Consider the following 14,025-nt stretch of genomic DNA (forward strand, 5'->3'; position numbering starts at 1 on the left):
GTTTAACCTTCCTTTTTTTCTAACAGGACGATTGCCTGTGCGGCTGCGCCTTCCTCATGTCCAATAAAACCCAATTTTTCACCGCGGGTTGCCTTAACACTGACCTGATCTATTGAGCATTCACACACCCCCGCGATATTGCCGCGCATCTTCTCGATATGCGGTGCCATTTTAGGTCTTTCAATTAGAATCAAGGCATCAATATTGCCAATTGCATACTGTCTTGCCTTCATCATTTGAACTACCTCATGAAGCAGCATCAGCGAATCAGCGTCTTTATAACGCGGATCATTATCCGGGAAATGACTGCCCAAATCACCTAACGCCAATGCACCTAAGATTGCTTCACTGATTGCATGCAGCAGACAGTCAGCATCACTGTGCCCCAACAGTCCCAGCTCATGCTCAATTTCCACACCGCCAAGAATTAACTTACGCCCTTTTTCCAGTCTGTGTATATCCGTAGATTGTCCTATTCTAAACATGATTTCACCTCGCCGTTAGCTTTACTATTATACCACTTTTACCTTTGTTTAAAAGCCTTAATCGTTATTCGCAAAGAAAAAGGCAGTTGTTATATACTAACTGCCTAATTGCTGATTTACTTCATCGTAGGTACTTAAAATCACTTGATGCTCAGCCAATGATTTTTTCACATCAATGATGCGCTGATTGCTTGAGCCTTTAAAGCGCAGCTTATAATGCTTTAAATCATTGACAAATCTGCCGTCTACTAACACATCGACCAATTTTAATAAAGCAAATTTATTTTCATCCGCTATAATCTCTTCATAAGTATAGCCGCTGTATGCCCAGACATTCAAACCCAACTCAATTGCGGCCTGCGCGATCGGCATTAGCGCAAGCGGCTGTTCAAACGGCTCACCGCCTGACAGCGTAATGCCTGACTGCAGATGTGAAGCCTGAATGAATTTGACAATCTCATCACTGTCAGCTTCAAAGCCATCTTCATATGACTGCGTCTGCGGGTTGTGACAGAATGGGCAGTGATGCGGACAGCCCTGTGTCCAAACAACAATTCTCAGCCCCGGTCCATCAACAATGCTGTCAATATTGCAGGGCGCTGCCAGCCGCAGCTTACTCATGTGAGCTGCTTACGACATGCTTGACACGATCTCTTTCTTCCGCAGCTTTCGCGTCATTGAAACGATCCAAAGTACCAACCAGATAGCCGGTAATACGGCGGATTTTCTCAAACTTAACTTCACTCTTTAGTTCATCACGGCCGCATTTTGGGCAGCAGTGACCTTCAATCACACCTGAATAGCCGCATACTGGATCGCGGTCAACCGGGTGATTGACACTTCCATAACCTACACCGCTTTCCTTCATACAGCGTACAACTGCTTCAAAGGCTTCCAGGTTATTCAGCGGATCGCCATCCATTTCAATATATGTAATATGACCGCCGTTAGTCATCTCATGATAAGGCGCTTCCTTTTTAATCTTCTCAAATGCATTAATGTGATAATAAACAGGCACATGGAAGCTGTTTGTATAATAATCACGATCAGTAACTCCTTCAATGATGCCATAGCGCTTTTTATCCATACGGGTAAAGCGGCCAGACAGTCCTTCAGCTGGTGTCGCGATCAATGAGAAATTCAATTTATACTGCTGAGCAGCCTGATCCGCTCTCTCACGCATATGTGAAACAATCTTTAAGCCCAGCTTCTGCGCTTCTTCACTTTCACCATGATGCACACCGATGGCTGCTTTTAAACATTCCGCAAGACCGATGAATCCCACCGTTAAAGTACCTTGTTTGATAACCTCTTCCAGCGTATCATTCCAATCCAGATTTTCAGAACCGCGCCATACGCCCTGTCCCATCAGGAACGGGAAGTTTTTAACCCGCTTATGTCCCTGAATAATCATTCTTTCCAACAGCTGCGCAAAAACGGCGTCAATCTTACTGTCAAGCTCCGCAAAGAAACCAGCCTCATCAAAACGACCGAGGGTTACAACGCCATGCTTGATACCGATACGCGGCAAATTGATTGATGTAAAGGAGATATTACCGCGGCCATTTACGGTTTCTTCACCGCATACATTACCGACAACACGAGTTCTGCAGCCCATGTAGGTAGCTTCTGATTCTGGACGGCCCGGAATATAATATTGTTTATTAAACGGTGCATCAAGGAATGAGAAATTCGGGAACAGACGCTTTGCGGAAACACGGCAGCTTAATTTGAACAGATCATAGTTAGGATCTTGTTCATTATAGTTGATACCCTCTTTAACCTTAAAGATCAGAATAGGGAAAATCGGCGTTTCACCGTTACCAAGACCTGCCTCCTGAGCTAATACAAGATTTTTGGAAACCATTCTGCCTTCTGGTGAAATATCAGTACCAAAATTAATACTTGAGAAAGGTACCTGCGCACCGGCTCTTGAATGCATTGTATTCAGATTGTGAATAAAGCCTTCCATCGCCTGATAAGTTTTCTTATCCGTTTCAGCATATGCTTCACTGTAAGCAAAATCCTCGATTTTCTTTAAAACCTCAGGTTCAAGACCATACTTCTCAGTCAAGATTGCTTTTTGACGCGCAAGATATTCAGGATTCATTTCTAAGCGCGGATATAAGTCCTCCTGATCCTGCAGCGCTTTTAAATCTGCACTTGGATCAGCCTTGGCATCAACCATCAATTCAACAGCCTTTTTCACATTATCGATATAACTCTTTCTGAAAGTTTTAATAATTCCCGGTGCCATATAGAAATCAAAAGCCGGCACTGACTGTCCGCCATGCTGATCATTTTGATTACTTTGAATCGCGATTGCACCTAATGCCGCATAACTCATAATATCCTGCGGTTCTCTTAAAAAGCCATGACCTGTAGAAAAACCGCCCTTAAACAATTGATTTAAGTCAATCTGACAGCAAGTCAGCGTTCCCATGTTCATGAAATCCATATCATGAATATGAATATCCCCATTCTCATGCAGCGCCGCATGTTCAGGATTCATCAATTGACTCATACAGAATTCTTTAGAAACCGCACTGCCATACTGCAGCATAGTTCCCATAGCTGTATTACCGTCAATATTGGCATTATCACGCTTTAAATCACTTTCATCAGAATCAGAGAAAGTAATTTCTTCAATCGTTTTCATCAGACGGGTTTTCATATTACGGATTTTTGTCCGTTCCGCACGATACAGAATATATTTCTCACTGGTCTTCGCATGACCGGTTTCAATCAGCACCTTAACAACCGCATCCTGTACTTGTTCCACGGTTGGCACAACATCTTTAAATTCCTTGCTTAACAGCCCTACAACCCGGTCTGTCAGATATTCAGCAGTATTATAATCAGCCTCTGTACCCTCTTCTTTAGCTACTGTACTGGCAGCCAAAAAGATTGCGCGGGTAATCCGATCCGGAGAAAAAAGGTCTTCTCGGCCGTCACGTTTCTTTATTTTTGTAATCATAATTTCATCCTCCCTGCAACGCATGTAGTACAATTATAAAGGGTTGCTTCAATGAATACAATGGCAAGCTGAAATGTAAGAAATGAAAAAATCCCGATTCAATTTTCAATAAAATATGTTATCCTTTAAATAAGAAAAGAGGTCATCCAATGAAAGAATTAGCAATCATCGGCACATCAATGATCGATCAAGTATTTACCGCTAAAGAAGCGCTGAAGTTTAACCAATGCAACAAAGGAAGCATGTCGGTATCGGTCGGCGGCAGCATGTGCAACACAGCAAGAAACTGCGCACTGCTTGATTTTCCTGTTCATTTTTATACTATTCTCGGTAATGATGATTTTGCCCAATTGATCCATAATACACTAAATAGTAAGTATATTACATTACATGAAACAGTCGTCGACGCCCCTTCACCGCTCTTTGCCTTTCTTTCTGACCGCCATCAGCACATGAAGCTATCAACTATTTCACCAACCTTTCTATTTCAGTCACCGCTGCAGATACCTCAGCCCTATGTGCTGACCGACAATGAAAAGCTCTTGCCGATGCCAAACAAGGTCATTTTCTCAGGTTCAATCCCTTCTGGTAACAATTTCATGCATGGCTTAATCATTAACCGTGAGGAAGCCGCAAAGCTGAACCCTGATTTAGAAACCGCGATATTACAGTTAAAAAAGCGCTTTTCGTGGGTCATAATTACCTGTGATAAAGACGGTGTAATCTATGATTATTCCGGCATAAAAAAACAGCCGGCATGTACGGATCAGCCGGGATATTCCCTTGGCTGCGGCGATACCTTTGCGGCTGGCTTCATGAGTGCATATTTAAGTGATCTGCCTTTTGATGAATGTGTCAGCTTCGGACAGCGGACAGCGGCTGAGAAATTCTGTCATCCCGAGGTTGTCTCCCCATCAATCAGCAAATTAAAACTGTTACAGCAGAGCCGTAACAGCATTGTAGATATTTAAAACAACTAATAATGCAACTGTGACATTAAAGATATTTCGGATGATTTTTTCATCCGATTTTTTATTGACAAAGGTTCCGACGATACCGCCCAATACAGCTGCCGGTAAAGTGTAGAATAACAAACTTAAATCAAAGATGGCGAAACCGCTGGTCGTCGCAATCGTAAATAATTTTGATGCCTGTGAAAATAAGATCGTCGCGATAGAATAGACGGTCGCCGTTTTCATTTCAATTGAAAAGAAGAAGACAAAAACCGCAACATTGATCGGGCCGCCGCCAATACCGAGGAAAGAAGAAAGTGTTCCTAGGACTAAGCCGATGATCAGCATGACCAGCTTATTCTTAATATGATACGTCTTAAAATTACCATTCATATTAACCAGCACAATGATTAGCAGTCCAGCCAGCAAAATCGCCTGAATGGCTTTCAGCAGTCCCTCATCCATAATGGAAAGCATGCTGTTGAATAATGTTGAACCAACATTGCCGCCGACAATCGCACCAACGGAAATCAGCAGGATCATGATAAAATCAAATTTTACTTTATTTCTGATTTGTTTAAAGGTTGAATACACCGACATCGTAAAGACTGCGGATGCCGATAAAAATGATATTGTAGCAAGATCATGTGCACCAATAAAATCCAATACAGGTTTTATAATAACGCCGCCGCCCAGGCCGGCACAGGCGCCCAAAAAGGTTGCGATAAAAATTACAATTGCGTAAATAATACCGATCATTGCGCTTTTTCCTCCTTATAGCAACATTAATTATACTCCAGAAATAAAACAGTTCCAACGCCGTTTAAGTGATTTCTCAGTAAGTATGTTAAAATTGCACATAATTTCATACAATGATCAGCTGAAATGATAATTTATTGCTTAATTTCCTTTAATAAGGCTTCCATACCAAGCTTAAAGCCAATTTTCAACGAGTCGATTTCAATTGCTTCTTCACGGGTATGGGCACCATCACCCAAATAAGCGCCAAAGCAGATGGAAGGTATGCCCATTGAAAATGGGATGTTGCAGTCGGTGGAGCCGCTTTGAAAATTGATTTCTTTATTTGTATAGCTTTGTATTAAAGTCTTTGCCCATGCTTCAAGTGCCTGCTGCTTTTCCTTGTCTACATCACCCATACATGGTCTTTCCCCCAGCAGCTGCACCTTAATCTCAGCGCCGTTGGCCGCCAGTGTTTTTACAGCGCAATGAAAATATGCATCACATGCCGCCATATCCGCTTGGCAGTCTGAGCGAATTTCAAACAGCATTTCCGCACTTTGCGCGATTGTATTGATACTTGTGCCGCCGCTGATACTGCCGACATTATACGTTGTTTTGCTGGTTGTTGGCACTTTATAAGCATAGAGAACATTGATTAAAGAGGCGAGCTGATGAATGGCATTGCGGTTGCCGAAACAGCCATACGAATGGCCGCCCTCGGTTTTAACCTTTACCTTATAACGCAGTGAGCCAACGGCTTTGTTTACCGCTTCTTCATACGTGCCGTCAAGCGCCAATACCTGATCGATCCGATTGCCATAATCCTTCAGTATCTGTTTGCAGCCCTTTAAATTCCCTAACCCTTCTTCACCGGTATCAGCCGCCAGCAGCAGTCCCTGTTTCATTGCCGGTTTATATTCAGCAAGATATTTCGCGCACATCATCAGCACCGCTAAATTAGCCGTATCATCGCCAACGCCCGGACATTTCATCAGATTGCCTTCAATCGAAAACGGCATTGGTTCTAAGTCAGGGAACACGGTATCCATATGAGCCACGCCAAGCATCCAGCGTTCATGTTCTTTACATTGATAAAAGTATAAAACATTACCCGCTTCATCCACCTTTACATGTTCACAGCCCTGCTTTTTAAGCCATTGCTCAACAAACACGGTTCTTTGATGCTCTTGATTGCTTGGGGCACAGATGCCGCATAATGTTTCAATCAGCTGCAGCAAGTCATTTTCATGCTGCTCAATAAATGCTAAACAATTTTCACTTAACATGATTTTCCTCCAAAAGAAAAGCCGTATGCCGGCTTCTCTGATACTATAACTTAATAAATTTTTCTACATCAACGACGAAGATCGTAGCGCCGCCAACCTGCACTTCAACAGGGAAAGAAGCATAACGGCCGATATCATAAGACGCGGTAGAAGGTACGATTTCTGTACGGCGGCGGCTATACTCACCGATTACTTCAATAGCGTGATCCACTCGGTCATCTTCACAGCCGACCAACAGCGTTGTATTGCCTGCGCGCAGGAAACCGCCGGTTGTCGCTAAACGAGTTACCGAATAATTCTCTTTGGTTAATGCAGATGAAACAGCTGGGCTGTCATCATTTGACATGATAGCAATAATTAATTTCATAGATTCTTCCTCCTTCTTTGAGTACTCTTTATCTTATGATTATTTTAACACGTTCATATCTCAAATACAAATGAATGATTTGTCACTTAAGAGAACTTGACAAAACTGTGTATGCGTGTATATACTGTATATGTCATATATGAACAGTGAGGTTGAATCGATGCAAATATATATCAGCAATTCAAGTGAGAAGCCGATTTATGAACAGATTTGTGCACAGATCAAAACGGCTATCTTAAACAATGAATTAAAAGAAGGTGAAGCATTACCTTCCATTCGCTTTCTTGCGAAAGAACTTAGAATCAGTGTCATAACGACAAAAAGAGCTTATGAAGAATTAGAAAAAAGCGGTTTTATAACAACACAGGCAGGCCGCGGCAGCTTTGTTTCACTCAAAAATAAAGAAATAGTTCGTGAAGAGCTATACCGCCAAATTGAAGAAATGATGCAAAAGGCTGTAAATACTGCCCAAACCGCCAATATCAGCAAACAGGAATTAATTGAAATATTAGATTTATGCTACGAGGAGGTTTCATAATGAACCACATTGAAGTAAATCATATAAATAAAAAATATGAACAATTTCAGCTAAGCAATGTCAGCTTTACTGTACCAGCTGGCTGCATTGTCGGCTTTATAGGTGAAAATGGTGCCGGCAAAACGACTACGATTAAAAGTATCTTAAACTGTATCATGATTAATCAGGGAGAAATTAAATTGTTTGGCAAACCCATCAGCAATGAAATAAAAGAAGAAATAGGTGTTGTCTTTGATCAGAACTTCTTTTATGAGGGTTTAAGTGCCAAAGATATCGATCTTATTCTAAAAAATACTTATAAGCATTGGGATTCACAGCTGTTTTATCAATATTGTACCGATTGGGAGCTGCCGATCAACCAAGCTATGAAGCAATTATCAAAGGGGATGAAGATGAAGGTCAGCATCGCAGCCGCCCTTGCGCATCACCCTAAGCTTTTGATTCTTGATGAGGCAACCAGTGGACTTGATCCGATCAGCCGCAATGATATTCTCGATATTTTTCTTGATTTTATACAAGATGAAGATCATTCAATATTCTTTTCTTCACACATTACCAGTGATCTTGAGAAGATTGCTGACCGCATTATCTTTATCCATAAGGGAAAAATTCTTTTTGAAAAGGATAAGGATGAATTAAAGGATAATTATGGTGTATTAAAAACCCAAAATGAAGAAATCTTAAAAGATGCTCATAAGCTGCGTCTAATGCGGAATACCTTTGGCTGTGAATATCTGATTGATAATCGTCAAGAAATTCATCAGGCATATCCGGAAGCGGTTTGTGATCCGATATCGATTGATGATTTAATGGTTTTCTATGTGAAAGGAGATGAGCTGGCATGAAGGGATTAATACTGAAGGATCTCATAACTTTAAAAAGCTATGGTAAATCACTCTTATTAATTTTTGCTTTATTTCTGTTTTTAGGTTTAAGCAGCGGATCACCGTTAAGCGGTGCGATGATGGTAATGCCAATTTCAATCATGGCAGCCTATGTGACTTTCTCCTATGATAAATTATCTAATTGGGATTGTTATGCATGTACCATGCCGATGAAACGCAGTGAAATTGTTATTGCCCGCTATTTTGTAACGATTATTTTATCATTACTGTTTTTCGCAGCCTCATTGTTAAGCTATTTATTTACAGCGGTTATTATGCAGAATTTCAGTGAAGTCTATCTGCTCATACCTTCATACAGTGTGCTTTTTGGACTTATCATGATTCTGATCTCACTGATTCTGGTATTGAATTATAAGTTTGGCCCTGATAAGGCCAGAATCGCTTTGATTCTCATCTTTATTCTGCCTAGTATTTTCACAGCCCTTATCACTCAAAGTAATGTTCCAATGCCTGTCATATCAGAAAGTACGATCATGCTGTTTTGTACGATCATGCCGATACTGGGCATTGCTGCTCTGCTGCTCTCTTATCTGATGGCAGCCAAGATTTACCAGCATAAAGAATTTTAAACAAGCCGGGCATGTCCGGTTTGTTTTTATTTCATCCGGATTAGCTTGGCCCGGCTTGAAGTTTCAGCCTGAATTGTGTTATAGTTCAATCAGATAAAATGCATACAAGAGGTAGGATATGAAAACAATCATCGCAGGCTGTGGAAAAGTGGGTTCCACATTAGCTGAACAGCTTAATCGAGAAGGCCATGATATTACATTGATCGATGTTAACCGTACTGCTTTAGAAAAAGCATCTTCTTCCTATGATGTGATCGGTATTGTCGGCAATGGCATCAGTTATAGTGTACAAAGTGAAGCCGGCATTGAAGACGCGGATTTATTTATCGCGGTTACTGATTCAGATGAAATCAATCTGCTTTCCTGTCTGATCGCCAAAAAGGCTGGAAACTGTAAAACAATTGCGCGTGTCCGCAATCCAATCTATGATAATGAAACTGCCTTTTTGCGTAATGAATTAGGCATTTCAATGATTATTAATCCTGAAATGGCGGCAGCCAGAGAAATCGGCAGACTAGTGCTTTTTCCTTCGGCAATTGAAATTGACACCTTTGCCCGTGGCCGGGTCGAATTGCTTAAAATACAGATTCCTAAAGATAGTGTACTGCATCAGCTGCATATTTTTGAGCTGGTGGAAAAGCTGCGCTGTGATGTATTAATCTGTGCGGTTGAACGTGAGGATGCGGTAATCATTCCCGATGGTAATTTTGTATTACAGGAATTAGATACGATTTCTTTTGTCGCTTCACCCAAACAGACCTATAACTTTTTTAAGAAAATCGGCATTAAAACGACAAGCATTAAGCATTGTATGATTGTTGGCGGCGGTAAAATCGCTTATCATTTAGCTAAACAGCTATTAGGGCTTGGCCTGCATGTGAAAATTGTTGAGCGGGACAGAGCACGCTGTGAAGAACTGAGTATCTTATTGCCTGATGCCGTTATCATTCAAGGTGACGGTACGAATGAAACACTGCTGCAGGAAGAAGGCATCGAGTACGCGGAATGTTTTGTCTCATTAACTGATGTTGATGAGGAAAACATTTTATTATCACTTTATGTTGCTTCATGCTCTAAAGCAAAAATCGTGACAAAGATCAACCGAATTTCCTTTACAGAAATCATTGCCCATCTAAACCTCGGCAGTATCATATGTCCTAAAAATATCACTGCTGAATATATCCTGCAGTATGTAAGAGCGATGCAGAATTCAATGGGCAGCAATATCGAAACATTGTACCGAATTGTCAATGACAAGGTGGAAGCCCTCGCTTTCAATATCAAGAAAGATTCCCCAATCATCGGCAAAACCTTTGATAAATTATCACTGAAAAGCAATCTGCTGATTTGTTCAATCATCCGCAAGGGAAAAACAATCACTCCGCGCGGTCAGGATATGATCATGGTTGGCGATCAGGTGATCGTTGTTACGACGAACAGCGGTTTAAAAGATATCTGTGATATTCTGCGTTAGGGTTCTTTATGAATTATAAAATTATACGTTACATACTCGGCAGTGTCGTCTGCTTTGAGGGTTGCTTTTTATTACTTCCTTGTATTGTCGGTGTCATTTATCATGAGCAAGTTGGTTTGGCTTATCTGATTGTTTCTTTAATCTGTTTTTTATGCGGCGGCTTATTGATTCTAAAAAAGCCAAAAAGCTTAAAGCTTTATACGCGTGAAGGCTTTCTTACCGTTGCCTTAAGCTGGATCGTTCTTAGTTTGTTCGGAGCTTTACCATTCATAATCAGCGGTGAAATTTCCAATTTTGTGGACGCTTTATTTGAAACCGTGTCTGGTTTTACTACAACCGGCGCCAGTATTCTGCCGAATGTCGAACTGCTGTCACAGACGAGCTTGTTTTGGCGCAGCTTTACACACTGGATCGGCGGCATGGGTGTGTTAGTCTTCATTCTCGCGATTCTGCCATTATCAGGCGCTTATAATCTGAATCTGATGCGGGCGGAGAGTCCCGGTCCTTCGGTAAGTAAGCTTGTACCTAAAATTCAGTCAACCGCAATAATTTTGTACGGTATCTATATTTTTCTGACACTGCTGCAGATCTGCCTGTTAATGCTTAACGGACTGCCGCTATTTGATTCCTTGATTATCAGCTTTGGCACTGCCGGTACCGGCGGCTTTGGTCATAAAGCAGACAGTTTGGCAAGCTTTTCATCCAATGTGCAGGTAATCACAACCCTTTTCATGATTTTATTTGGAATTAATTTTAATGTCTATTTCCTATTGCTTTTTAAAAAGCCGAAACAGGCGTTAAAGAGCGAAGAGGCGCGTTATTATTTAGGCATCATTGCCGCGGTAACCGCATTGATTGTCTGGAATGTGCGGCCGATGTTTGAAACCTTTGCACAGGCACTTAAACATGTTGCCTTTCAGGTAGCCTCCATCATTACAACCACCGGTTTTTCCACCACTAATTTTGACCAGTGGCCTGAATTTTCCAAGGGGCTGCTGGTAGCCTTGATGTTTATTGGCGCCTGTGCGGGAAGTACCGGCGGCGGTATTAAAGTGTCGCGGTTTCTCATCCTATTTAAAACGATGAAAAAAGAAATCCAACAAATCATTCATCCGCGCAGCATAAAAGTTATACGCTTTGAAGGCAAACCCGTCGAACACGGTGTCCTGCGTTCAATCAATACATATTTTGCGGCCTACATGCTGATCTTTATCGTCTCGCTGATTCTGATCTGTCTGAATAATTTTGATTTAATCACTAATTTTACAGCCGTAGCCGCTACCTTAAACAATGTCGGTCCCGGTCTTCAGTTAGTAGGACCTACCGGCCATTTCGGCGATTTCAATGCCCTGTCCAAGCTAGTCATGATTTTTGATATGCTGGCAGGCAGGCTTGAATTATTCCCATTGCTGCTGCTGATCGTACCTAGCTCATGGCGTAAATAAAAAGCATTGTTCAAACTAAGAACAATGCTTTTTATTATTTAATCTTCAACGACTTGACGAATCATCCAAATAGATTTACTGAATTGTTTGATGTATTCATCCATCAATGAAGAAATCAGATAATTGCTTTCTTCATCGGCAGCGGCTTTAATATCCTTTACACTCGCCAGCAGATAACTGAAATCAGCAAGCACATCTTTATAAATATCTTTAACCTTCTTGTGATCTTCATCTGCCTCTTTGATTTCTGCGAGTTCCAAGTAAGCCTTCAGGCTTGCCTTAGGGCTGCCGCCAACCATCAGAATATTTTCAGCAACCTCATCAACTGCCTCGTTGATATAGTCATAGAATTCTTCCAGCTTAGCATGAGCGGCAAAGAAATCTTTACCTTTCACATACCAGTGAAAATTCTGTAGCTTATGATATTCAACGACTAAGTCTGCTAATAATTTATTTAATTTGTTTTCCATATATTTAGTTCCTCCTCTATGGTTAAAGTTAACCTTGTTTAACTTTATGTCTATATTAAACACCATAATCATCAAGCTGACAATTCATTTGCTCATAAATTTAATCGTTTTATTTTATTTATAAGAAACATCATCAGCAGACTTCAGAAGTGGAATTAAAGATTGCTTATCGAACCCTCTGTCCGTCTATTTTCGCATTGATATGCCATTCATTTTCTTTTACGGTAACATTCAGCCAGTGAAATTGATGATCATCGATATCCGTGAAAATCCACTTTCTATTTTCATCATCAATATTGGTGAGTACAATCATATCCTCTTGTTTTTTTGCTTCAAGCCGGAATATTTTGCCAGTGTAGCCATAGGCAACATCCCAAGCGCATGTATTGGGATTATAAATCCGCAGTGATGTACCGTATTCATAACCCGGCAGAATGATTACATCCTGTACAGCCATGCCCTCAAGTGCCCATGTGAAATGCCATTCACCCTTGATTGCACGGGAATTATCACATTCTACATAATCAATTTGCCAGCTGCCGATCAGCTTGCCAAAATAATTCAATGTTTCCGGCAGTGCCGGGTTTTTACTTTCACTCGTTAATGCTTCGATAAAATTACGCATAGCTGTCTCCTCGAAAAAAAGCAAGACACGCTTGCTTTCTAACTTTTTTATACATTAAATCTGAAATGCATTACATCGCCATCCTGAGCGATATATTCCTTACCTTCAATACGCAGCCTGCCAGCCTCTTTAACAGCCTGTTCACTGCCATACTTGTCAATATCCTCAAAGCTGTATACTTCAGCCTTAATAAAACCACGCTGAAAATCCGTATGGATCACACCGGCACATTCCGGAGCAGTCATTCCCTTATGGAAAGTCCACGCACGGCATTCGTCTTCACCGGCCGTCAGGAAGGTGCATAAACCAAGAATGTTATAAGCCGCCTTGATAACCTTATCCAAGCCGCTCTCACTGATCCCCAGATCCTGAAGGAACATATCCTTATCTTCCTTATCCATTTCAGATAATTCTTCCTCAATCTTGGCACTGATAGGAATAACCAAATTATTTTCAGCTTCCGCGTAAGCTTTCACCTTTTGATAATTTTCATTATTCTCAGGATCACCGATTTCTTCTTCAGACATATTAGCTACATAGATCATCGGCTTCAACGTCAGCAACGCGAAATTCTTAACCAGCAATGTTTCATCCTTATCCAGATCAAGACTGCGGGCAGGCTTGCCTTCCAGTAAGACTTCTTTTATCTTTTTTAAGATATTATATTCTACAATCGCATCTTTTTCTTTAGCCATTGTCGCCTTACGTTCTATTTTGCCAATACGGTTTTCGACCGTCTGCAGATCGGCCATTACCAATTCCAGATTAATGATTTCAATATCACGGATTGGATCAACGCTGCCCTCAACATGAGTGATGTCAGCATCCTCAAAGCAGCGGACAACGTGACAGATCGCATCACATAGACGGATATTGGACAGGAACTGATTGCCTAGTCCTTCACCCTTGCTCGCGCCTTTTACCAAACCGGCAATATCCGTGAATTCAAATGTTGTATAAATCGTTTTTTTAGGTTTAAATAATTCTACTAAGCGATCAATTCTCGCATCCGGTACTTCAACCACACCGACATTTGGCTGGATTGTCGCAAACGGATAATTGGCCGCTTCTACCTGACTTTTAGTAATCGCATTAAACAATGTTGATTTTCCGACATTTGGAAGACCAACAATCCCCGCTGTTAACGGCATAAAATCATCCTCTCTCAATTACCATTATAGTTTACATTT

15 protein-coding genes are annotated in these 14,025 nt (G+C 41.2%); 6 read left to right on the plus strand and 9 right to left on the minus strand.

Annotation, left to right across the window (positions count from 1 at the left end; translation table 11 throughout):
- Positions 1–2: 2 nt before the first annotated feature.
- The 3 genes from ispF to DAHG_RS15010 form a co-directional block, all read right to left on the minus strand.
- Entirely contained in the window at positions 3–485 is a 483-nt protein-coding gene (gene ispF / locus DAHG_RS15000) for a 2-C-methyl-D-erythritol 2,4-cyclodiphosphate synthase (protein WP_022939169.1), read from the minus strand.
- 96 nt (positions 486–581) lie between these two features.
- Positions 582–1,106 carry an anaerobic ribonucleoside-triphosphate reductase activating protein gene (gene nrdG, locus DAHG_RS15005; protein ID WP_022939170.1) on the minus strand — a complete coding sequence of 175 codons (525 nt, stop codon included), beginning with the start codon at positions 1,104–1,106 and terminating at the stop codon, positions 582–584.
- Positions 1,099–3,462: an anaerobic ribonucleoside triphosphate reductase gene (locus DAHG_RS15010; RefSeq protein WP_022939171.1), complete on the minus strand. Its 2,364-nt coding sequence runs from the start codon at positions 3,460–3,462 to the stop codon at positions 1,099–1,101. The genes nrdG and DAHG_RS15010 overlap by 8 nt, the downstream gene beginning before the upstream one ends.
- A gap of 149 nt (positions 3,463–3,611) precedes the next feature.
- Here DAHG_RS15010 and DAHG_RS15015 point away from each other — a divergent pair, with 149 nt between their 5' ends.
- Entirely contained in the window at positions 3,612–4,433 is an 822-nt protein-coding gene (locus tag DAHG_RS15015; protein ID WP_022939172.1) for a carbohydrate kinase family protein, read from the plus strand.
- Here the strand turns inward: DAHG_RS15015 and DAHG_RS15020 are convergent.
- From DAHG_RS15020 to DAHG_RS15030, 3 genes are all read right to left on the minus strand, one after another.
- Positions 4,398–5,174 carry a sulfite exporter TauE/SafE family protein gene (locus tag DAHG_RS15020; RefSeq protein WP_022939173.1) on the minus strand — a complete coding sequence of 259 codons (777 nt, stop codon included), beginning with the start codon at positions 5,172–5,174 and terminating at the stop codon, positions 4,398–4,400. The two genes, DAHG_RS15015 and DAHG_RS15020, sit on opposite strands and share 36 nt — an antisense overlap.
- Before the next feature lie 134 nt (positions 5,175–5,308).
- The gene (locus DAHG_RS19895) at positions 5,309–6,442 is read right to left on the minus strand and encodes a M20/M25/M40 family metallo-hydrolase (protein ID WP_022939174.1); all 1,134 of its coding nucleotides are present in this window, start codon (positions 6,440–6,442) and stop codon (positions 5,309–5,311) included.
- Positions 6,443–6,485: 43 nt separating this feature from the next.
- Positions 6,486–6,809: a cyclic-di-AMP receptor gene (locus DAHG_RS15030; RefSeq protein WP_022939175.1), complete on the minus strand. Its 324-nt coding sequence runs from the start codon at positions 6,807–6,809 to the stop codon at positions 6,486–6,488.
- 160 nt (positions 6,810–6,969) lie between these two features.
- Here DAHG_RS15030 and DAHG_RS15035 point away from each other — a divergent pair, with 160 nt between their 5' ends.
- From DAHG_RS15035 to DAHG_RS15055, 5 genes are all read left to right on the plus strand, one after another.
- A complete protein-coding gene (locus DAHG_RS15035; RefSeq protein ID WP_022939176.1) occupies positions 6,970–7,347 on the plus strand; it encodes a GntR family transcriptional regulator in 378 nt (125 codons plus the stop codon).
- Positions 7,347–8,192 carry an ABC transporter ATP-binding protein gene (locus tag DAHG_RS15040; RefSeq protein ID WP_022939177.1) on the plus strand — a complete coding sequence of 282 codons (846 nt, stop codon included), beginning with the start codon at positions 7,347–7,349 and terminating at the stop codon, positions 8,190–8,192. The genes DAHG_RS15035 and DAHG_RS15040 overlap by 1 nt, the downstream gene beginning before the upstream one ends.
- Positions 8,189–8,821 carry an ABC-2 transporter permease gene (locus tag DAHG_RS15045; protein ID WP_022939178.1) on the plus strand — a complete coding sequence of 211 codons (633 nt, stop codon included), beginning with the start codon at positions 8,189–8,191 and terminating at the stop codon, positions 8,819–8,821. The genes DAHG_RS15040 and DAHG_RS15045 overlap by 4 nt, the downstream gene beginning before the upstream one ends.
- Before the next feature lie 118 nt (positions 8,822–8,939).
- Entirely contained in the window at positions 8,940–10,295 is a 1,356-nt protein-coding gene (gene trkA / locus DAHG_RS15050; RefSeq protein WP_022939179.1) for a Trk system potassium transporter TrkA, read from the plus strand.
- An 8-nt stretch (positions 10,296–10,303) separates the two neighbouring features.
- Positions 10,304–11,740: a TrkH family potassium uptake protein gene (locus tag DAHG_RS15055; protein WP_022939180.1), complete on the plus strand. Its 1,437-nt coding sequence runs from the start codon at positions 10,304–10,306 to the stop codon at positions 11,738–11,740.
- 38 nt (positions 11,741–11,778) lie between these two features.
- Here DAHG_RS15055 and DAHG_RS15060 read toward each other — a convergent pair whose 3' ends face one another.
- The 3 genes from DAHG_RS15060 to ychF form a co-directional block, all read right to left on the minus strand.
- A complete protein-coding gene (locus DAHG_RS15060) occupies positions 11,779–12,210 on the minus strand; it encodes a Dps family protein (protein WP_022939181.1) in 432 nt (143 codons plus the stop codon).
- Between the two features lie 166 nt (positions 12,211–12,376).
- Positions 12,377–12,835 carry a hypothetical protein gene (locus DAHG_RS15065; protein WP_022939182.1) on the minus strand — a complete coding sequence of 153 codons (459 nt, stop codon included), beginning with the start codon at positions 12,833–12,835 and terminating at the stop codon, positions 12,377–12,379.
- 47 nt (positions 12,836–12,882) lie between these two features.
- A complete protein-coding gene (gene ychF / locus DAHG_RS15070) occupies positions 12,883–13,986 on the minus strand; it encodes a redox-regulated ATPase YchF (protein ID WP_022939183.1) in 1,104 nt (367 codons plus the stop codon).
- Between the last annotated feature and the right edge of the window lie 39 nt (positions 13,987–14,025).

The sequence above is a fragment of the Dielma fastidiosa genome (assembly GCF_000313565.1).
GTDB lineage: Bacteria > Bacillota_I > Bacilli_A > Erysipelotrichales > Erysipelotrichaceae > Dielma > Dielma fastidiosa.

Excerpts from the sequence above, each read along its gene's own strand:
- ispF (WP_022939169.1), bottom strand. The coding sequence starts at position 485 with ATGTTTAGAATAGGACAATCTACGGATATACACAGACTGGAAAAAGGG.
- nrdG (WP_022939170.1), bottom strand. The coding sequence starts at position 1,106 with ATGAGTAAGCTGCGGCTGGCAGCGCCCTGCAATATTGACAGCATTGTT.
- DAHG_RS15010 (WP_022939171.1), bottom strand. The coding sequence starts at position 3,462 with ATGATTACAAAAATAAAGAAACGTGACGGCCGAGAAGACCTTTTTTCT.
- DAHG_RS15015 (WP_022939172.1), top strand. The coding sequence starts at position 3,612 with ATGAAAGAATTAGCAATCATCGGCACATCAATGATCGATCAAGTATTT.
- DAHG_RS15020 (WP_022939173.1), bottom strand. The coding sequence starts at position 5,174 with ATGATCGGTATTATTTACGCAATTGTAATTTTTATCGCAACCTTTTTG.
- DAHG_RS19895 (WP_022939174.1), bottom strand. The coding sequence starts at position 6,442 with ATGTTAAGTGAAAATTGTTTAGCATTTATTGAGCAGCATGAAAATGAC.
- DAHG_RS15030 (WP_022939175.1), bottom strand. The coding sequence starts at position 6,809 with ATGAAATTAATTATTGCTATCATGTCAAATGATGACAGCCCAGCTGTT.
- DAHG_RS15035 (WP_022939176.1), top strand. The coding sequence starts at position 6,970 with ATGCAAATATATATCAGCAATTCAAGTGAGAAGCCGATTTATGAACAG.
- DAHG_RS15040 (WP_022939177.1), top strand. The coding sequence starts at position 7,347 with ATGAACCACATTGAAGTAAATCATATAAATAAAAAATATGAACAATTT.
- DAHG_RS15045 (WP_022939178.1), top strand. The coding sequence starts at position 8,189 with ATGAAGGGATTAATACTGAAGGATCTCATAACTTTAAAAAGCTATGGT.
- trkA (WP_022939179.1), top strand. The coding sequence starts at position 8,940 with ATGAAAACAATCATCGCAGGCTGTGGAAAAGTGGGTTCCACATTAGCT.
- DAHG_RS15055 (WP_022939180.1), top strand. The coding sequence starts at position 10,304 with ATGAATTATAAAATTATACGTTACATACTCGGCAGTGTCGTCTGCTTT.
- DAHG_RS15060 (WP_022939181.1), bottom strand. The coding sequence starts at position 12,210 with ATGGAAAACAAATTAAATAAATTATTAGCAGACTTAGTCGTTGAATAT.
- DAHG_RS15065 (WP_022939182.1), bottom strand. The coding sequence starts at position 12,835 with ATGCGTAATTTTATCGAAGCATTAACGAGTGAAAGTAAAAACCCGGCA.
- ychF (WP_022939183.1), bottom strand. The coding sequence starts at position 13,986 with ATGCCGTTAACAGCGGGGATTGTTGGTCTTCCAAATGTCGGAAAATCA.